This window comes from Lysinibacillus mangiferihumi, from assembly GCF_003049665.1.
In the GTDB taxonomy this organism is placed as follows: domain Bacteria; phylum Bacillota; class Bacilli; order Bacillales_A; family Planococcaceae; genus Lysinibacillus; species Lysinibacillus mangiferihumi.
Map to the genome: position 1 here is coordinate 1 of NZ_PYWM01000024.1, position 18,748 is coordinate 18,748.

Here is an 18,748-nt window from a genome sequence, read left to right on the forward strand (position 1 = left end):
TTTGTTATATATGAAATTGGTGTGCTTATGATTGCTTGAAAGGGGAAAAAACTTGTTAACTCTTTTAACCAATGGGGATATAAAGCAACAGGAATAAAAATACCACCAAAAATAATTAATAAGGCATCATAAAACTCCATTATACCCCAATAATTACCTGTGAAAATTGCTAGATAACTTATTAATTGTAAAATTAAAAAAGCTAAGATGTATGCATTTATATATGCTACCAAAAAAAGTAGCATTCTTTCAAATGTAATAATATTAAAATCTATTTGGAATAAAAACAATCTGCAAATTAATAAAGAAGGTAGTGCCAAAAATATTATTCTATATAAAAGTGTACCTAATTCATTAGCCATATTTATTAGAAACAAAGAAATGGGTTTAATTAACAATACAGTAATTCTACCATCTATTATTTTTGTTGCTAAAAATTGTACTGTACTGTGGCTTGGTAATGTCCTCAAAAGAATTGGAGTTAATACCACGTATAAAATTACTTCTATATTATTAGAGACATTAGGATTTTCATTTTCTATATTTATCCATATAAAGTATTGAATTAATATAATAATCCCTATTCCTATTAATTGAAATAAGGTATTTAATCTATAGTAATATTGTGTTTTGAATGCAGCCAAAAAGTAGCCAGAAATACTTTTAATCATACGCCAGAACCTCAAGATTATTTTTTAGAATACTTTCTAAATCAAGTTCTTTAAAAATTAAAGTAGCTTCACTATCGATCATTCTTACTATATCTTTAACTTGTTCATCATTATACTTACTTGAATTAAATATATATTCTACAGCATTAATTCTTGTATCTACCTTTTTAAATGATTTCGGCATATTTAAATCTATATTTTTTTTTTGATTTGAAATAAGTACCGATCTAAAACACTTAAATTCAGATAAAAATAAACTAGTTTTTCCATCATATTTCAAAATGCCCTGATCAATTAAAATAATTCGTTCACATACTTTTTCTATATCGTGTAAATCATGAGTGGTTAACATGATTGTAGTGTTTAAGTCTTTATTAATTTGAATAAGAAAATCCATCACATTTTTTTTAGTGCTGACATCTAATCCAAGAGTAGGTTCATCTAAATACACTAACTTTGGTTCATTAATAAAAGTAGCAACTAATTCTGCCCTCATCCTTTGTCCCAATGATAGTTGTCGGACAGGTTGTTTCAAATAATCAATATTAAGAAGGCTAATTAGATATTCTAACCACTGATCATTACTTTTAGTTTCAACATTATAAATTTTTTTTAAAATTTTAAATGATTCAAACAATGGTAAATCCCACCATAAATTTGTTTTTTGTCCCATTAGTACGCCTGTGTATTTTGCAATTTTCATTCTTTTCTTAAAAGGGTTTTCATTATTAATTACTACCTTTCCAGCTGTAGGTTCCATTAGCCCCGTTAATAATTTAATTGTAGTGGATTTTCCAGATCCATTGGGTCCAATATAACCTACAATTTCCCCTTTTTTTATGGTGAAATTTATATTTTGTAAAGCATCAACATACTTGTATCTAGGGTTTAAAAAATATTTTATTTTACTTTTCCATTCTTCCTCTCCAATTCTAACTTTATATTTATGGTATATCCCCTCAACCTTTATCATTACTACCCCTCCATACACTTAGACAATTGTATATTTCCTCAATATATCGCAGCCTTCCCTTCGATACCAATCTACCTTGATTAATATCATATTTTTCGCCATAAACCTTAGTTGAAAAAACTTCAGCAAAATCATCGAAATGGTTTTCTGCTCCATACTCTGTCGTACCTGTATCATTTCCACTATCACCTACAGGGTAATAAGAAATTCCTTGTTTATTCTCTAAATAATAACTTCCTGTTTTTTCAAATAAGATTTCAGATGCTTGAAAATTTAGTGCTGCATCATAAACATGTCCCATCTCATGTACAAAAGTTCCTTTTAAATAGTTCGATATATCATTGAATCTACCGCTAGAACCGTCTAAAGCAGAATTGAAAATAAATAAATAGATTATACTCTTATGAATGAAGGTGTATGCACTATCCATTCCACCATGGATTGGAACTTGTCTAATAATTAACTTTAAATTCGACTCCTTTAGATGTTTTTCTAAATAAGAATCGAAATCTTTGAATACTTCATTAATATCATAAATTGCTTCAAGTAAAACTCCCTTTTCAAAGTAAGTAAAATTTGATTCAAAAATAATATCTGCTAACATTTTAGTATTTCCTTATTAAAAAAACATTTGGTGTTCTTCAAGGCTTTTATCCATGTAATCAAGTGCTTTTTTTCCGAAACGCAATTCAATTTCTCTATTAGTTTTTAATGCAGAATAAATATCGTATCGTTCATTTTTACAAGTAAGTTTTTGCACTTCGAGTTTTTCTTTAATTTTCTCTTTGTCATCATTATTAGATATATAAAATTCTGGATAATCAATTTTACATAATCTCGAAGCCCAGCATTTGCTACAAGAACCTGAATTACAATATCCTTGGAAATTATCAATAATATTATTAATTCGTTCTTTACTAATTCCATATCTAAGATGACCTATTTTGTAATCTTCATGTTGATGTTCATAACTAGAATATATTGTCCCATCTGCTCCAATAGTTGTTATATGCATTCCTGGTGCCTCGTCCATACCAATTAATTTATTTAAAGTTGATTGTATAGTTTTAATTGGTCTCCATGTAACTGCCGAAAATGCTCTATGCAAAAAGTTAAACCCTGTTGAAAAGAAATAAAGAGACGAAGATTTTTTTTCTTCTTCTGAATAGGCATGCGTTTTCATAAATATTTTCCACAAATCATCTTTCGCTTCACATAGTTGTTCATAGTAATTAGAACCAATATCATTACCCGGCAATATCATATCAAAATCTAAATGTAAAGCTTGTGTTGCTGGTCCCCACTTTGTAAAAAAATCATATAGAAGAGGTATATTATATGGAGGGGTAATCACACAAACTATTCCAAAATGGGTGCTATAATATTCAGGATATGTTTCACTTACCCATTTTAATTTTTTGCTGACTATATCTAACGTTCCATTCCCATATTTATCTAACCTATATTTATCATGGTTTGGGCCATCTATTGAAACATTAATATAAAAACCCTTGTACTGACAAAAGTCCATCATTCTTGAATTTATTAAAGTACCATTAGTTGCAATTTGATACAGGATGTTATCAATATTAATCTTATACTTGATTGATATTTCATCAATATAATTCACAATATCTTTAATTAATTTAAAATTTAATAAAGGTTCTCCACCAAAAAAGTAAACCGCTCTTTGCTTTTCAATATTATTATTAGATAAAATAAATTTCTTCACTATTGGTTTTAAATCTTCAATATTTGCTTTCAATTTTCTATGAACACGTGTATCTTTATAAGCGCCTCCAAAATAACAATAAGTGCAACGTATATTGCATTCCTCTGTCGTATTTATCAATAAAACTTTCATTTCAAATTTCTCTATATTTCTTCTGAAATTAGGCTGTGTAAAAATATAACCTTCCCTATCAATGGGCGAAAACAAACCTTTTAATCTTTTGCAAGAAGTAACTATATCCGCTAGAGAACTTTCTTTAATATCTATTTTTTCTTTTAATGTGTACGGCTCTATGTCAAAACCGTATTCTAGAATTTGATATTCCAGATTATTTATCTCATGAATCATATTAGTAGATGTTATATAAACGAAGATTTTTTCATTAATTATGAATCTTTTGAATAGATGCAATTTATCATTTGAGATAAATCCTGTAACTTCATTTTCCCCACGAAGTTTAATAGTGAATATAGCGTCACTTTGCTTTGTAAATATTGGAGAATCAATCTCCTTAATTTGAAGAATTTGATTGTTATCTAACATTAATTATTCCTCCGTATAATATTAGAAATAAATCTTAAAATTATATTACTAACCATAGTTGCTGTTAATTGAAAATTGGAATTCAAGTTTGGAGAAAGCTCAACAAAGTCTACTCCTATCACCTTTACTGCATTTGCTATTTTCTCTAAAATAGCATTTAACTCTTTATCAGAAAATCCTTCTGGTACATAGGAGCCTGTATCAGGCATATATAGTGGGTCAAGGCAGTCGAAATCAATTGATACATAGTAAGGGTATGTTTTATCTAAGTTTTTAAGTATCTCATCTATTTTCTCTACTGTATCTTCATATGAAAAGGTACTAACCTTATTATGAGTAGGAGGACGATTTGGATTTCTAACCCCTAATTGGATAACTTCTTTAACTCGATTAGTATTAATTAATCTATTAACAATATTATTATGTAACAGTTCATATGATTTAACCTCAGAAAAATCATCATGAGCGTCTAATTGAATTACTCCAATTTTTTCATAGGGAATTGCTTCAATTATACTAGGAGTTATACTATGATCACCTCCTATAAAAACTGGTAACTTTGCCTTTTTAAAAATATAAGAAGCGGTATGTGAAATTTTAAACGCTGCATCTTCTCTAGATCCCGTATTTAAATCATATGGTTCTGCTACATTTCCAATATCCACAATTCTTTTTTTTACTATTAAGTCACTCTTTTTTGTCCAATCAAAGAATCCTGTGACACACAAATTATCATCATATTCCCAATCGATTGGCCAAGAATACGCTCTTAACCATATAGGGCCGAATCTTGTACCCGGCGTTGTCACTATACCTAAATCGTAAGGTATTCCAATTATTGCAGAGTCAAACACTATTGTATTATTATAAAATTCATCAAGTGAATATATAGGAAGGTTAAAAAAACCTTGTTGGAAGTCATTATAAGACTTCCTTAGGAAGTCTCTAGGTTTTTCAAAGTCTATAAAGCCTTGTTCATTTAAATATTTTATATATTCAGATTCATTACCACTTTTTATATTATCGATTAATTGCTGTTTAGAGATATTTTCAAGTTTTATTATTTTTCCATTCTCAATATTCCATAGTTTTAAGTAATTGAATTCTTCGATTACTAAAACTTCTTTTTTAAGAAACAAATTCCTCGCTCCTTATAAAATTATTCATTAGCTAAATAAAAAGCCACAATATATTTATCGCGGCTTTTTTGTTTACATACTCACTTACTTAAATCTTAGTTGGTAGTAGGATTTGGACGAGTATGTCTTTTTGCAAAACCTGCTTTTGTTCTAAGTGAATCAGGTAATACTTTTCTTTTTACCTCCTCAACTTTCACTTCAAAATCTTTTGTTTTTTTAGACTCTTGTTTCATTCTACTCACCTCCTTTCACGATATTTAGACTTACTTATATCTTTTCCAATTCAAATCTTTCTATGAAATCTAGAATATTGTGTTTATTTACATAATTTTCAGTTAATGCTATTGTTAAATCATTATTTATTACTTGATGCCACCAACACGATGGTATGATTAATAAATCTCCTTCTTCTTGAACAACTCTTTCATAATTGAATTTAGGAAACATGCTCAATATAGTTTCATCAAATAAGTCTAGGTTTGGAAACCTCTTTTTAGCTTCTATAATTTTCTCACTCTCGTCTGGCGATAAAAAAATCCACTCTTTTTCACCTGATAGTAACGCATTCCAACCATGCGTATTGTCTATATCAATATGTAATGGACTTCCACTCCCTTTTGGTCCCACATATATCCAACTATATTGTTTTTGTATTTTTGAACTGAAAAATTTTTGATTAAATAGATTAGTGATAAAATGAGGCTCATTATAATCATTAGATAACTCACTTGCTTCATACTGAAATTTCCAATTTAGATATAATTCAGGCATTGCCCTCTGATCAGCTGGAATCTCAGTAATATAACTAATATATTCTTTTAAACTTAGTTCATAAAATTGATTATTATAGGATGCATCTACTGTATATTCACCATACTGTTTTTTAAAAAAATCAAGATTCCATTTCTTAAACGCTTCCCATTTTGATGCATAATTTTTAACTAATAAAGGACGATTCATGTCTTCGAATTCACTTATATAGTCTATCTTTTCGATATCTTCCGTAATCCCTATCATTTCTTATTACCTCCTTTTGATTAAAATCTTCATCAAAAATACGAATGTTTTTTAAGCCTACAACTTCAAGTAAGTTATATATTGGATCCATTTTATAAATATAATTGTGTATTATACTATCAAGTCGTTTATACTCTCCGTTTATTTCTACGACACCCTTGAATTTAGTAAATCCAATATTATTTTTTAAATCAACCATTCCATTTCTAATAGCTATACCATACTTATCATTGCTCGCTACAAAGGAATCATTTATTGTTTTAAGATGATTAACTCCATCAGCAGTGCAAGTTACTACAGAGTATTCATTTTCAAAATCAACTTCCATTACATCTTTATTTACAAAAATGGTAGATTGATATTGGCCATGGCTTGGCTCAACCTTTAATACACCTCTATTAATTTTAAAGACATTCTACCCACCCTCTTTGAAAATAAATGTTATTTTTACAGTCAGTATAAAATGCCTTTTGCAAGATGAAAAGTGTCTATTTTTTGAATATTTTGTGAACAGAAATGATATATAAAATAATTTAACAATAAATAATATATACTATTTTTAAAAGTAATTTATTGTTTACAGGAGGTGATATCTTGAAAACGATTAATTATAAAAATCCTATTGTGGCAAGCTATCTATTTATCGGTGGAATATTTATAGTCTTAGGTTTTTCTCAAGGTTTAATCTTCTTTCTAATAGGGGCGCTTTCTGTTGTTGCTGGCATTAAAGAAAATAAAAAGGTTTCTTAATATTGCTGGAAATTAGCTTAAAGTTACTTTCTTATCCTCAAATCTAATTTTAATTTCATCTCTACTGTCGTACTTTTAAAAGCTGTTGCTATTTTCTGGTAGCCATTCGTTACAGACCTTGGGGTACCGGTAAAGGAAGATTTCATTCTATTAACACCTGATCAATCAGTACCCAATGGCACAAAAATTAGTTAAAGCACCCTATTTCCATTTTCACTGTCACTCTGCCATCCGTATAAAACATTTTATTTGATTGCACTGACAAATGGCTAAAGCTTGATAACTTCCTCTGCATATTAATAATAGTGTAAAGCTTAAAAAGCCTTTACAAAAACTCTCCTGTTTTGGGGTCACTTTCTTTAGGGAAGTGACTCTTTTCTATTTTTAGAATGTTAAAAATCGCCCACAATAACGTACGCTTTTTTTGTTCATTTCAATTATTGATGAAGTTGTGATAGACTTGAAGTTTAGTGCCTAGAGACATCTACAATTATTTGACCAATATCAAGTGATCAATAATAGAAAAGGATGATAACCCATTGATTAACGAACAACATACCAATAAATATATATACACATATGTCCATCATGTAGATGAATACGATTTATGTAGAATGGAGATGCGCTCTTTTTTCGGTGTAGATTCCTCATCATCAAACTATATGATAAGCAATCTAGAAGTTGACCCTAGTCGTAGTCCTTTTATACAAGATCGACTTGAAGTGCTGTTTGAAGACCATAGCATAGAAAATATAAAAAAATTAGTAAAGAATTTAATAGTAGGTGAAAAAACTTATAAGGTAGTTTGTTTAAATAATTTTGTTATAGGTCAAACAAAGAAAATTTCTCAGCCAGAGCGCCGAAGAATAGAACGCGAGCTAGGATTGTGTATCGAGGGAGACCCTGATCTAAATTATCCTGAAGTTATTTTTGGTCTTATTTTAATAGATGGAACATGGTATTTCGGTAAACATCTGAAAAGTGAGTCCATTTGGCGTAAACATTTACATAAACCAAATAGTTATTCAACAGCACTTAGTACAAGAGTTGCTCGCGCCGTTGCCAATATCGCCATCCCTCAGCCACAAAATATTCGTGCTATTGACCCTTGCTGTGGTATAGGTACGGTAATAGTAGAAGCTCTTTCTATGGGTATTGATATTGAAGGAAGAGATATCAATCATTTTGTTTGTAGCGGTTCTCGCGAAAATATAGCCTATTTTGGTTTACAAGGAAAGATTACTTTAGGTCCCATTTCAGAAGTAACAGAACACTATGATGTAGCTATTATTGATTTACCATATAATTTGTTTACGCATTCATCACGTGAAGATCAATATAATATACTTAAACATGCTCGTCGAATTGCGGATAGGGTAGTTGTCGTTACTATTGAAACAATTGATGATTTAATACATGATGCTGGTTTCACTATTGCCGATCGCTGCATTGCGAAAAAGCAGTCTTTCTTACGTCAGATTTTATTATGTCAATAAGGTCTTCTCTATCACAATAAATAATTAATAACCCATTGGGGCTGATTGGAATTTATTTCATCGGCCTGAATGGGATTTCAAAATAAACATCCCAATAACCTATCAAGTAAAAAGCACCTATTAGTCCTCACTAATAGGTGCTTGCTTGTTTACAATTTATTAAAAATAAGTATTATTTCTCGCCGCTTAATTCTACTAAAATTTTCGCTTGTGATTTATCGTTTGTTAAAGCTTCAAAGCCTTTTTCAACGATATCATCTAATTGAATACGGCCAGTAATAATTCCTTGAGGTTTTAATTGACCACTGCCCATTAAATCAACTGTTTGTTGGAATGATGTTGGTGTGTAAGCAATACTTGAAGTAATTTTCACACCTGTATTTGTTAAATGAATTGGATTCCATTCAATTGGACGAGCAAAGATTGATACAATAACCATAGTACCACGAGCTCTTGTTGCATCGATTGCTTGTTTAAATGTTGGCGCAACACCTGCAACTTCAAATGATACATCCACACCATCTGGAACGATTGCGCGAATTGCTTCTACACCATCTACTTCACCAGAGTTAATCACGTGCGTTGCACCAAGTTCTTTTGCTTTTTCAAGACGTGTTTCAGATAAATCTAATACGATAATTTTACTTGCACCAGCTGCTTTAGCTGCAATAGCCGTTAATAAGCCGATTGGGCCAGCACCAAAAATCGCCACAGTATCACCGAAACGTAAATTACCCTCTTTTACAGCTTGTACTGCTACAGCTGTCGGTTCAACAAGTGCACCATCTTCAAGTGTCATTGTTTCAGGTAGTAAATAAACATTGCTTTCAGGAGCATTTGCATAAGTAGTGAAGCCACCATCGCCATGTAAACCGATGAAGCTAAAACCATCATAAGCGTCCATATCTTCAGGTTTGTTACCGTGCGTTAATGTTGGGTTAATTGCTACGCGATCACCCACTTTAAACTTAGTAACGTTTGCACCTACTTTTTCAATAGTTCCTGCAAATTCATGCCCCATAATCAGTGGAGCGATTTCACCAGTTAATTCATCTTTTTCTTTTGTTGGAATAAAGACAGGACCTTCTTGATATTCATGTAAATCACTACCACAAATACCAGCCCAAGCTACACGAACAGTAACCTCGTTATCTTTAAGAGCTTTTAATTCTCTGTCCTCAATACGAATGTCTTTTTCTCCGTACCAAACTGCTGCTTTCATAATGTCATAACCTCCGATGGAATTTATGTCTATTTGTTACACCTTCATTCTATCACTAAAATAAAATGATACAAATATAATGACTCAAAAAAATTATAGTAATACGATTATTTTAGTATACAACTAAACTAAAACAATATATTGATTCTCTAAAACAAATAACACTATATATTGTATATTATAAACTATGGTATTTCCTTTATAGAAATATACATATTTTATTAGTATATTAATAAACGTTTCAAATATTAAAAAGTTTGCTGTTTAATTAGGGTGCATTTTGCAGTGAAAAGAAGATTAACAATATGAATTGTTATTAAGCTAATCTTTTGGGCTTAAGGGAATTAAAAAATAATGTTATGATAATCGAGGATTTAAGAAATGTCGTTTCCATCATTGTCGGGAGCGTTGGAAAGAATGAACACTCTCTTTCGAAATCTCGAATGAGAACGACATGAAATGGGATAGTTTACAGAGGAATAAGAATGCAAAAAATGTTTTCCTAATTGTCTTGCTTCTCTTTATCTTTTTTTATTTTTATCATAATCAAGGTAATGATGAAACCAACAAAAATAACAATCCAATTATCTATAGCAGAAAAAGAAAATATTTTAGATATTATAAAAAACCCTACTAAATATGCAGTAATTATAAATGAACCATAATCTGTAATAAACGAACCGAGATCTCTTCTTTTTTTCATAAGACTTCCCTTTCTTTAGTATCATTGCGTTGTAGTATATAAGAATAATTTTTCTATATTACACCTCCATATTTGGCATTGTTATTCTCACAGCTAATTCTACTATTGGTTTTGAAAAAGTACTCGGAATCATCGGACTTGGTAAATCTCCATCATGGTTTGCAAGTCCAAAAGATGCTTCTCCTACTTGAATCCAATCTAAGTCATCTGTACCTTGAATAACACCTATAAAATGATAATCTGCAGTATAAGTATCAAAGCCGTCTTCATTCGGAATAGCTCTCCAAACTTCTGCCTCTTTTGTAGGATCAACTCCGAATTGTTCAAAGAATTTCAAAACTTCTGGACTCGTATTTAGAATCTGCATCGCAAAAAGTTGACAATCCTCGCAACCACAATGAGCTTTTTCGGAAACTTTCGGCAAGTCTTTAAACAATTCAATCGTTTTTTCCTTGTCTATTTTTACAATACAATCATTTAATATAATTTCTTCCATAGTAACACCTCAATTATAAATTTTCATGTAAGCTACACCATATTACAAGCTTCAATGATTAGATAAAGCAATACAAGAAAGTAACTTCCTATCTTTACAGTGATATAATTTCTAACAATGTATAAACATTCCACAAACCTTTTTAATTCTAATGACCTTGTGTATTTTAAGAAAAAGAGCCCCCGATTGTTCGTATATCTAACAATCGGGGGCGTTTTTTAGTACTTTGTACTATATAATAGGCAATTTTCAGCTCATTACATTTACTTGATTTAATTGCTTAATATCTTGTTTACGATCCCACTCAAATGTAATTAAATCTTGACTATTTAAATTTTCAGCCATTAATGAAACGGCTGAAATTCGACTATTGTCATACAGTTTAAAGTAATAGTTTTTACTTTGTGCACACATAGCTGAGGTATAGATGGTATAATCCGTTTTCCCCTCATTTGTCAAAACAACACCTTTTGGGATATTTACAGAAGATAGAATATGGAACAAGTTTGTTACGCCTTCTGTTTCATTTTTGGCTTTTTCAGTATATTTTTTCCAGTATGCTACCCGAAGAAAACGTGCTGACGGCGTAAAATCACCTGGTAATCCTAAGCCCCCTGCCCCTTGCCCAAACGGTGTCAAATCCAAGTCTCCCATCATAATATCTTGTGGCGGATTTGGTGTGACACCAATGTAAGCTCTTAAATTTGTCTGATGCCATTCATAGCCAGGGCTATTCGTCATGACGCCAATCGTTTTTCGATGAATGGTAATGCCTGTTTTATCCGGTTCAATAACAATTGATTCACCAGAAGCATCTGTAAATGTATAGTGAAGTGGGGGTGCAAAGCCAAGTATTATATTGGCCTCATTCAATAATGTATAAGAAGTTAATTTTTCAATAACATCATCGACAGTTACACAATTTCCTAAAACTTGAGAAATTACATACACGGGATTGATGCCTCTTGTGCCTTTTTTAGGTTCGTCAGCATAAGTCGCAAATGTAGCATAGTAAAGCATTGCGCCCATTAATCCCTTTTCGTTTACCCCATCATAGAGAACTGGTGATGTAATGTCAGTGCTTCCCATTCCAACAAAAGCATATGAATTGTTAATGACTACATTTTCTTTCTCTAACAATCGAATGCCGTAATTACGTGGGACAATAATCACTTTACTATCTGGTTCCATTGTAAAATCCATTGTGCGAGCGAATAAACTTTTATCATCTGTTGTACGAATTGATAAGCTACTGCAACCTAACATAAAAAACACTCCCTTGAAAAAGTATTTTATAAAAATGTAACGGAATTATTTTTAAATCAACTAACGTATCTTCATAATAAAGAATTTACTTCACTTATCACGAGTACCATAATTAACTAAAAATAGATTTATTCCGCTTCCAAAACCATACTATCACTTCCATTAATGGAAATTCAAGGATAAATTTACGCCGTTTTTTGGCGGTCATACCACCTTTTTTTAAGACTGAAATTTCCAATCCCATGCAATAACGCCACATCGCGCCACATACACCGTCATTTTTTGGCGTTACTATTATTTTCTAATACTATGAAAGTAGTATTTTTAAAAAATCCACTGTCTAACAATTGACTTTCTAATAAAATTTATATTTTTATAGACATGCATTTTTTCACTAAACTGTCAAATTTGATATACGTTTACACATATAAAAGACCAAACTTACATTAATAAATATTGTAAGTTAGAAGATTTAAATAAATTTAAGAAAATAATCGAGGCGCGTGAAAAGGAATTGCATGGAGAATAAACAAAAAAGACCAGGTACTCACTTTCAATTGAGCGCCTGGTTATTTATTTTAAGACTTAAAAGTAATCATAATTTTTTAAAACATTTCTAAGGATTTATCTCTTAAGAGACTCGTCAGCACAGTGCCCCACAAGAAAATTACTCCATAAAAGAGTCTTTGTAATAAACCTGCTGGCAAAGGAAAGAAAAATAATAAAACTATTAGTATAAACAAAACTATAAGTATAAATAGAATAAAATAGGTCCACCGCTTCCCCTTAGTTAATGATTTTGCATAAATCCACAGTCCAAATAAAATGGTAATCATGCCGATTTGTGCTACTATAGAATGCCAAAATAAATCAATATCAGCCGGTATAAAACCGGATACGATATTTCCTAAAGCAAAAATGAGAATAAATACTGTTGCCAATTTGTTTAACCAGTTCTTCTTTAGGTATTGTGAAAGATATAACACTCCTATTGAAAATGTGAAGCCATTTACTATAAACAATACATTCATCCAAAAATGATAAGGGGAACAAATTTCGTGAGGGGCAATTGAATAAGTATACCTTCCACATGATGTCACTCCTAAATCACTCATCGCTTGTTGCATAATATTATATGGTACATATGAAGTCATAATAAAAATCGGTTCTATTACAAAATATAAAATCGTAACAACCCAACTTACTATTCCAACTTTTTTTGATATCTGTAACAAAATTTATCCCCCTTTATATAATTATATACATAATCACGAAATAAATTGCCCATTGAATAATCGTAAATGAGAGACTTCACTTTGAACAATTTGATTACTCAATTAAACAGTTTATATTTATCAAAAATAGCATATCAAAGATTTTACCCTTGTATATATAGATATGCTAATAAACCCCCAGATTTTAGACTTATGTTTGATTATGATAAATAAACACAAAAAGCCAAAGCTTAAAATTAATTGAGTACCTGGACTTTAAAATTAACGAATTACAACATTTGCAAAATATAAAATAACAAGCATGTTAAGAAGTAATAGTGAAAACAACAATCTGTTATACTTTCACTTTTTTTTTACCTTTAAGATTTATGTTATAAGTGAATTATGGAATTTAAATTAAATTTACTAAGCAAAATAGTAAACAAAAAAATAATTTATCGGGGGAAATGATAATGTTAATGAGAAGTGCAAAAGTAAAAGATTGTAACATTTTAAGCAACTTAGCCTATAAGTCAAAAGCCTACTGGGGATATACAGAAGATTTTCTACAACAATGTAAAAATGATTTGACTGTGACTAAAGACTACATAGAAGAAAATCCAGTTTATTTGATGATGGAGAGTGATAACAAGATAGTAGCATTTTATAGCTTTACAATTAATGATCGAAAATTAGATGCATTATTTATAGATCCTGATTTTATCGGTCAAGGCTTAGGTCGAATAATTTGGGACCATGTATTAAATAAAGCAGAAGAGTTGGGAATAAACGAATTTACTCTTGATAGTGAACCGAATGCAGAAGGTTTTTATTTAAAGATGGGAGCAAAGAACATTGGCTCTACTCCATCTACAGTGTTCCCTGACCGTCACCTTCCTCTAATGAAAGTTAAAGTGTTTTAAAATGCAATAATTTTATTAAGTAAGACCAAGACGGCAATCTTGGTCTTTTGATATTAAAAACACCCTCGTAACAAATTACTAAACAGCATTAAAATGTTGCTTCTTCATAGAGAAGCTGCTCTTTACATAAAAAGGTGAATAAATAATATTCAAAAAAATCACAAACATTGATTTAACAACATTCGCCAATATTTCGTGTATGTCCAAACTTTCATTTGGGAACGTTATTTTGAATTGCTTTTGTATAAAATTAATTAAATGAACAACAATAAGTAATTATTTTTTATTTTTTCGTTCTAATAGGATAGGTGCTATATTTAGTAAAATTGAAACAATGGTTAGAAACCATAACGTTTTTTCCATAGTCGGTACAACATCCAATAAAGCCGCCCAATCTTCAACTTTTACCCAATTAGATACAAGGCTATGTTCTGCACAGAGTGTCAATGCTGTAAATGATAACCCCATTGCCATCGCAAGTTTATAATCTTTACCTGTTGTATACCTATATAGATTTATAAAAGTTGCTATTATAGTAATAAGACCTAATATTATCCACATAATGATACCTCCCTTTTTCAATATAGACATAAATTGTATTTAAATGGTTCCCACTTCCTCGTTCGGGCGCAGTATTGGCTTAAATTACAACACCCCTATTAAAATGGAAGAAAGATTTTAAACAACTATTTGAAAAAGAGCACCACAAAGGCACTCTTCAAAGATTCGTTATTGCAGTTCAGTTGTTTCACACTTGCAAAAAGAAGCAGCAGATTAAACGATTCTCCGCACATGTATTACTTCACACTTATGTAAGTATTTTAATTGCCGAAGGTATTCCCGTTACCAAGATAGCCAAAATGATTGGAGATACTCCAGAAATGGTTATGAGAGCATATGCTCATTCGTTGGCTTATGAAGAACTAAAACATGAATGACATTTGGTTAATTCCTATTTTTTACCTTCATTTGGGGTACAAACGATATTTGTACCCCTCCACTCTTGCTATATAAGCTTTTAACAGTCTATCTAAATATATTATGTTCATATAAAAAATCATAGGAAAGATCGACAAATAAATATTCGTGTTCATTAATGGCAATGGAAAATGTTCGCGTAATTTCTCCTGTCTCGATATCTCGATACAGTTCTGAAATTTCCCCATTTTGATCATTTCGCATTTTAATAATCGTTTGTAGGAAATACGGTCGCCAACTCCAATTTTTATTAATTGCATTTGGCTGTAATTCCCATATCCCTTCTACACGCATCACGTTAGGCGTTAATTGGAAACCATCCTCATTACAGATATATAATCGGAAAGAGTAATGATCTAAAAGCTCTGCTAAATGTTCTAATTGTGAGATATTATCGCTAGAAGGCTTTACTCGATGAACAATCGCTTCTAACTCTTCTCTTAATTTCTTCAACTCGAAATATTGTGCCTGAAGCATCTTCTTTTCAGATGTTATAAATTGCTGACATTCCTCTTTAAAACGTTCCTTTAATATATCTTTCTCCACAAATGTTTTCGCAGCATTTGCTAAATAAGAACCTTGATAGAATCGTCCCCCGTTTTTCCAAGCAAATTGCAATTGGTAAACAGTTCCTATTCCTTCAAACAATAAGTTAGCCCCGATTTTATAAGCTAAGCTGCCAATTGCTGAAATCATATCAGATTGTGCAGACCATGAGTCATAATTCAAATCACGTATATTAACCTTTAAAATTTGAGGTGATAATAATGCGATATGTTCTAAATGACTTTCAGCACCTACTTCTTGCACAGCAATTTTCATACCGAATGTTGTAAAATAGCGAAGAGCGTGGTGCAATTTATTAATATCGCCTAAAAATCGATGCTCGGAAACAACTAAGACAATACGATGTAAATCTTCTTCCCCTATATATTGTTGAATAATATTAAAATGACTTTCACCGAAATCTTGCATTAACAAGTTCGGATTACTTGGAATATAAATATCAATATCGGGTGCTACTGTGTCTATCTGTGTTAATGCAGCGTGTAAAATTTTATGCTCCATATCAATCCGATATTCTTCTGGAATATCTTCATTATTCACAAAATCTTTTAAATTGATTTGTTGACCTTCTATTTGTAACTGTCCGGAAATTTCGTAGGCAATCACCGTATGCGCATCAGCGCTAAATATAGGTTGAAAATACCCATGTATTTGATCTAAATTAGTTAACACTTCAATTGCGTCCATTGTCGAAACCTCCATACTTGAATAATCTATCATTATTCAAAAATAACATTACAACTACAGTTCATTTAATGAAAAAGCTCTCTGACTGTATAATAGTTTGTTTATAGGAATTTCGCAACTTCACATGCCATATTTTTGTTATTCGTTTGTTAGTTTAGACCGTCACTAATTCTTTTTCCTGTTGTTTTTGTGCGATTGTCTCCGGTCTGCGTACCCAACTCAGTCCAAGTGTGCCTTCTCCTGCATGCACACCGACACAAGCACTCAATGGCAGAACGTGAAAAATAATAAAAGGATACGCTTTTTCTAGGGCTAATTTCCAATTCATCGCACCTTCTTCATTATTACAATGAATAACAGCTACCTCTGGAATATGATGTGAGTCTAAATCATTTATTAGAAGGTTTTCTACATATGCTTTTGCTTTTGCTAGTGCACGTACTTTTTCCTTCATGACAACTTTACCATTATCAAAAGAAATAACGACTTTTATATTTAATAGTTGGCTCAAAAACGCTTGCGTCCCTGACACACGGCCACTTTTATGCAATTGTGATAAGCTCGCTGGGATAAAGGACAGCTCGCTATGATCTGCAAGTTCATTGATTTTTTCAACGATTTGTTGTGGTGGGACGCCTTCTCGTTCTAATTGCTGCCCGAGTTCTATCATTTTCATCATTGGGAAAGAACCGATTTTAGAATCAACTGGATATACTTCAAATTGTGCTTGTTGTGCTGCTGTGAAAGCGCTTAAATAAGTGCCCGACAAATGTTGCGAAGTATGAATAGCAATAGCACAGTCATAGCCTTGCTGTTTTAACGATTTATATAACGCTACCACTTCACCAATGGCAGGTTGCGATGTCTTTGGATGTGTTTTAGTAGTACGAAGTTTGTCATAAAATTCATCATGTGTCATATCAACAGTTTCTCGTAATACGCCCTCTTCAAAAACAATATTGAGTGGTAACACGTGAATTTGATTGTCCTGTATGAATTTTTCATCTAACAATGCTGCTGTATCTGTAACCCATGCTATTTTCTTGTTCATTAAATGCCGTGCTCCCTGTCTATTGTAAAGTATTAATCCTTATAGCTTATGCAACTATACATAGACAGAACCGTGATGAATAGTGACATTTATCATAATTGCACAATTTTTTTACAGCGTTCGACATTTTTTCGACAAAATTCACAATAAAAAACCGTATCCTAAAAGTAAAAAATGTACACACTTCTAGGATACGGTTATTATTCGTTATTCATTCATAAAGAAATACCAGACTACTGCTGCAATCATTAACGATACAAGGACTGCAATTGTTACACGCAATGGCGAAATCGGTGCGTCTCCTCCAACACGACCTGTCTGACCATTCACCATAAATCGATAAATTTTCTCTTTATATCTAAAAGAAGAAAGCCATATCGGTAACATTAAATACTTATATGTAATGTCATCATGTGTTGTAGAAAATCGCACATTGGAGACAACATCTGCAAATTTTTCTATACGAATCTTTGCTGTAATTTCCGCTTCTAAATGATCGTGAATTTCTCTCTTTGCTTGGTTCCAGCCATCCTGTAAACCAATGCTATAGCGTTCTGAGAGAAATCCTGCTACATACTCCGGTTTATAGGATTTATTATTTAATAAGTTAAATGGCTCTATTTTTCGCATCATCTGACGATCATAGCGAGTTGTTGCACTAATTAAATAATCATCTATAAATTCCTGATAGAAACCACTGGTAGTATACCAATCTGTAACTGTACGCTGATTGCCATCCTTATCAGTGACCGTTCGATGCTTACCATAGCTTGCCGAATAGCGTGAGCTTGTTTTTGTATCAAACGTCCAATAAGGTAGATAAACACCTTTAAAAGCATCCGGCTTTGCACTAATTTTAGCAGCCTTTGGCGTAAACCATTTACTTTTAATCCACTTTTGAAAATTTTCGCCTGCTTGTTTATCTGTTACTTCAAATGTACATACGCCATTTGGTGCAAGTGTATTTGAAGCACTCGCTTCCATTACTTGATTTGAGCCACAATATGGACAGCTATCTGCTACTTGTAATGCATCATAAATCGTTTCAGCAGCACAAGCTTTACAAACAACCGTTTTTTTCTCTACGCCCCAGTTAAAGTTTCCTCGCTCTTCGGCCTTTGCAAAATCCATTTCTTGGGCCACTTTTTCTTGTTCCTTTTCCGGTTTGGCAATCTCGGTTTCAAAGCCACAATATGGACAAGTTAGCTTGCCTGTTGCGGGGTTAAACTCAATTGATGCACTGCATGATGGACATTCAGCATCGAATTCTAGCTTTGCCTCTTTGACGTTTTCCATTTCTTGCGTCGTCATCATCAGTCA

The 18,748-nt window shown here is 31.7% G+C and carries 20 protein-coding genes; 3 read left to right on the forward strand and 17 right to left on the reverse strand.

All coding sequences use genetic code 11. The features are described 5' to 3' along the window. The 8 genes from C9J37_RS19575 to C9J37_RS19605 form a co-directional block, all read right to left on the reverse strand. The coding region (locus C9J37_RS19575; protein WP_153063504.1) for an ABC-2 family transporter protein at positions 1–671 on the reverse strand (671 nt) is incomplete at its 3' end. Beyond that, the gene (locus tag C9J37_RS19580; RefSeq protein WP_107896710.1) at positions 664–1,644 is read right to left on the reverse strand and encodes an ABC transporter ATP-binding protein; all 981 of its coding nucleotides are present in this window, start codon (positions 1,642–1,644) and stop codon (positions 664–666) included. The genes C9J37_RS19575 and C9J37_RS19580, both read right to left, overlap by 8 nt. Further along, positions 1,631–2,248: a hypothetical protein gene (locus C9J37_RS19585; protein WP_107896711.1), complete on the reverse strand. Its 618-nt coding sequence runs from the start codon at positions 2,246–2,248 to the stop codon at positions 1,631–1,633. The genes C9J37_RS19580 and C9J37_RS19585 overlap by 14 nt, the downstream gene beginning before the upstream one ends. Before the next feature lie 15 nt (positions 2,249–2,263). Beyond that, a complete protein-coding gene (locus C9J37_RS19590; protein WP_107896712.1) occupies positions 2,264–3,919 on the reverse strand; it encodes a radical SAM protein in 1,656 nt (551 codons plus the stop codon). After that, on the reverse strand, positions 3,919–5,058 hold the full coding sequence (locus C9J37_RS19595; RefSeq protein WP_107896713.1) for an arginase family protein: 1,140 nt from the start codon (positions 5,056–5,058) through the stop codon (positions 3,919–3,921). Before C9J37_RS19595 ends, C9J37_RS19590 begins: the two co-directional genes overlap by 1 nt. A 95-nt stretch (positions 5,059–5,153) precedes the next feature. Further along, positions 5,154–5,291, reverse strand: coding sequence for a hypothetical protein (locus tag C9J37_RS28415; RefSeq protein WP_167397371.1), 138 nt, complete (start codon positions 5,289–5,291; stop codon positions 5,154–5,156). A gap of 34 nt (positions 5,292–5,325) precedes the next feature. Continuing rightward, positions 5,326–6,075, reverse strand: coding sequence for a cupin-like domain-containing protein (locus tag C9J37_RS19600; RefSeq protein ID WP_107896714.1), 750 nt, complete (start codon positions 6,073–6,075; stop codon positions 5,326–5,328). Beyond that, on the reverse strand, positions 6,029–6,403 hold the full coding sequence (locus tag C9J37_RS19605) for a hypothetical protein (RefSeq protein WP_107896715.1): 375 nt from the start codon (positions 6,401–6,403) through the stop codon (positions 6,029–6,031). Before C9J37_RS19605 ends, C9J37_RS19600 begins: the two co-directional genes overlap by 47 nt. Positions 6,404–6,669: 266 nt before the next feature. Between C9J37_RS19605 and C9J37_RS28420 the strand changes: the two genes are divergently transcribed. Both C9J37_RS28420 and C9J37_RS19615 read left to right on the forward strand, forming a co-directional pair. After that, positions 6,670–6,825 carry a hypothetical protein gene (locus C9J37_RS28420; RefSeq protein WP_167397300.1) on the forward strand — a complete coding sequence of 52 codons (156 nt, stop codon included), beginning with the start codon at positions 6,670–6,672 and terminating at the stop codon, positions 6,823–6,825. Between the two features lie 539 nt (positions 6,826–7,364). Then, positions 7,365–8,321: a TRM11 family SAM-dependent methyltransferase gene (locus C9J37_RS19615; protein WP_407656262.1), complete on the forward strand. Its 957-nt coding sequence runs from the start codon at positions 7,365–7,367 to the stop codon at positions 8,319–8,321. 172 nt (positions 8,322–8,493) lie between these two features. On the opposite strand, the gene C9J37_RS19620 is transcribed toward C9J37_RS19615, so the two are convergent. The 5 genes from C9J37_RS19620 to C9J37_RS19640 all read right to left on the reverse strand — a co-directional run bounded on the left by C9J37_RS19620 (position 8,494) and on the right by C9J37_RS19640 (position 13,246). Then, positions 8,494–9,543 (reverse strand): 2,3-butanediol dehydrogenase, encoded by a 1,050-nt coding sequence (locus C9J37_RS19620; RefSeq protein WP_024361837.1) that lies wholly within the window; start codon positions 9,541–9,543, stop codon positions 8,494–8,496. Between the two features lie 502 nt (positions 9,544–10,045). Then, a complete protein-coding gene (locus tag C9J37_RS19625) occupies positions 10,046–10,246 on the reverse strand; it encodes a hypothetical protein (protein WP_025219425.1) in 201 nt (66 codons plus the stop codon). Positions 10,247–10,304: 58 nt separating this feature from the next. Beyond that, positions 10,305–10,742 (reverse strand): hypothetical protein, encoded by a 438-nt coding sequence (locus C9J37_RS19630; RefSeq protein ID WP_107896716.1) that lies wholly within the window; start codon positions 10,740–10,742, stop codon positions 10,305–10,307. 249 nt (positions 10,743–10,991) lie between these two features. Beyond that, on the reverse strand, positions 10,992–12,008 hold the full coding sequence (locus C9J37_RS19635; protein ID WP_024361838.1) for a bile salt hydrolase: 1,017 nt from the start codon (positions 12,006–12,008) through the stop codon (positions 10,992–10,994). Between the two features lie 605 nt (positions 12,009–12,613). Then, a complete protein-coding gene (locus C9J37_RS19640; RefSeq protein ID WP_107896717.1) occupies positions 12,614–13,246 on the reverse strand; it encodes a DUF998 domain-containing protein in 633 nt (210 codons plus the stop codon). Between the two features lie 449 nt (positions 13,247–13,695). On the opposite strand from C9J37_RS19640, the gene C9J37_RS19645 reads away from it, so the two are divergent. Beyond that, entirely contained in the window at positions 13,696–14,145 is a 450-nt protein-coding gene (locus C9J37_RS19645) for a GNAT family N-acetyltransferase (RefSeq protein ID WP_107896718.1), read from the forward strand. A 276-nt stretch (positions 14,146–14,421) separates the two neighbouring features. Here C9J37_RS19645 and C9J37_RS19650 read toward each other — a convergent pair whose 3' ends face one another. From C9J37_RS19650 to C9J37_RS19670, 4 genes are all read right to left on the reverse strand, one after another. Then, complete coding sequence (locus tag C9J37_RS19650; RefSeq protein ID WP_107896719.1) at positions 14,422–14,706, reverse strand: hypothetical protein; 285 nt, start codon at positions 14,704–14,706, stop codon at positions 14,422–14,424. 465 nt (positions 14,707–15,171) lie between these two features. Beyond that, positions 15,172–16,377 (reverse strand): EAL-associated domain-containing protein, encoded by a 1,206-nt coding sequence (locus tag C9J37_RS19660; protein WP_024361843.1) that lies wholly within the window; start codon positions 16,375–16,377, stop codon positions 15,172–15,174. A 154-nt stretch (positions 16,378–16,531) separates the two neighbouring features. After that, positions 16,532–17,428 (reverse strand): fatty acid kinase binding subunit FakB, encoded by an 897-nt coding sequence (locus C9J37_RS19665; RefSeq protein WP_107896721.1) that lies wholly within the window; start codon positions 17,426–17,428, stop codon positions 16,532–16,534. Between the two features lie 207 nt (positions 17,429–17,635). Then, positions 17,636–18,739 (reverse strand): TFIIB-type zinc ribbon-containing protein, encoded by a 1,104-nt coding sequence (locus tag C9J37_RS19670; protein ID WP_107896798.1) that lies wholly within the window; start codon positions 18,737–18,739, stop codon positions 17,636–17,638. Between the last annotated feature and the right edge of the window lie 9 nt (positions 18,740–18,748).

Coding starts and splice junctions, on each gene's coding strand:
- C9J37_RS19660 (WP_024361843.1), bottom strand. CDS start 16,377: ATGGACGCAATTGAAGTGTTAACTAATTTAGATCAAATACATGGGTAT.
- C9J37_RS19590 (WP_107896712.1), bottom strand. CDS start 3,919: ATGTTAGATAACAATCAAATTCTTCAAATTAAGGAGATTGATTCTCCA.
- C9J37_RS19670 (WP_107896798.1), bottom strand. CDS start 18,739: ATGACGACGCAAGAAATGGAAAACGTCAAAGAGGCAAAGCTAGAATTC.
- C9J37_RS19585 (WP_107896711.1), bottom strand. CDS start 2,248: ATGTTAGCAGATATTATTTTTGAATCAAATTTTACTTACTTTGAAAAG.
- C9J37_RS19630 (WP_107896716.1), bottom strand. CDS start 10,742: ATGGAAGAAATTATATTAAATGATTGTATTGTAAAAATAGACAAGGAA.
- C9J37_RS19650 (WP_107896719.1), bottom strand. CDS start 14,706: ATGTGGATAATATTAGGTCTTATTACTATAATAGCAACTTTTATAAAT.
- C9J37_RS19620 (WP_024361837.1), bottom strand. CDS start 9,543: ATGAAAGCAGCAGTTTGGTACGGAGAAAAAGACATTCGTATTGAGGAC.
- C9J37_RS28415 (WP_167397371.1), bottom strand. CDS start 5,291: ATGAAACAAGAGTCTAAAAAAACAAAAGATTTTGAAGTGAAAGTTGAG.
- C9J37_RS19645 (WP_107896718.1), top strand. CDS start 13,696: ATGTTAATGAGAAGTGCAAAAGTAAAAGATTGTAACATTTTAAGCAAC.
- C9J37_RS19580 (WP_107896710.1), bottom strand. CDS start 1,644: ATGATAAAGGTTGAGGGGATATACCATAAATATAAAGTTAGAATTGGA.
- C9J37_RS19605 (WP_107896715.1), bottom strand. CDS start 6,403: ATGGAAGTTGATTTTGAAAATGAATACTCTGTAGTAACTTGCACTGCT.
- C9J37_RS19665 (WP_107896721.1), bottom strand. CDS start 17,428: ATGAACAAGAAAATAGCATGGGTTACAGATACAGCAGCATTGTTAGAT.
- C9J37_RS19625 (WP_025219425.1), bottom strand. CDS start 10,246: ATGAAAAAAAGAAGAGATCTCGGTTCGTTTATTACAGATTATGGTTCA.
- C9J37_RS19600 (WP_107896714.1), bottom strand. CDS start 6,075: ATGATAGGGATTACGGAAGATATCGAAAAGATAGACTATATAAGTGAA.
- C9J37_RS19635 (WP_024361838.1), bottom strand. CDS start 12,008: ATGTTAGGTTGCAGTAGCTTATCAATTCGTACAACAGATGATAAAAGT.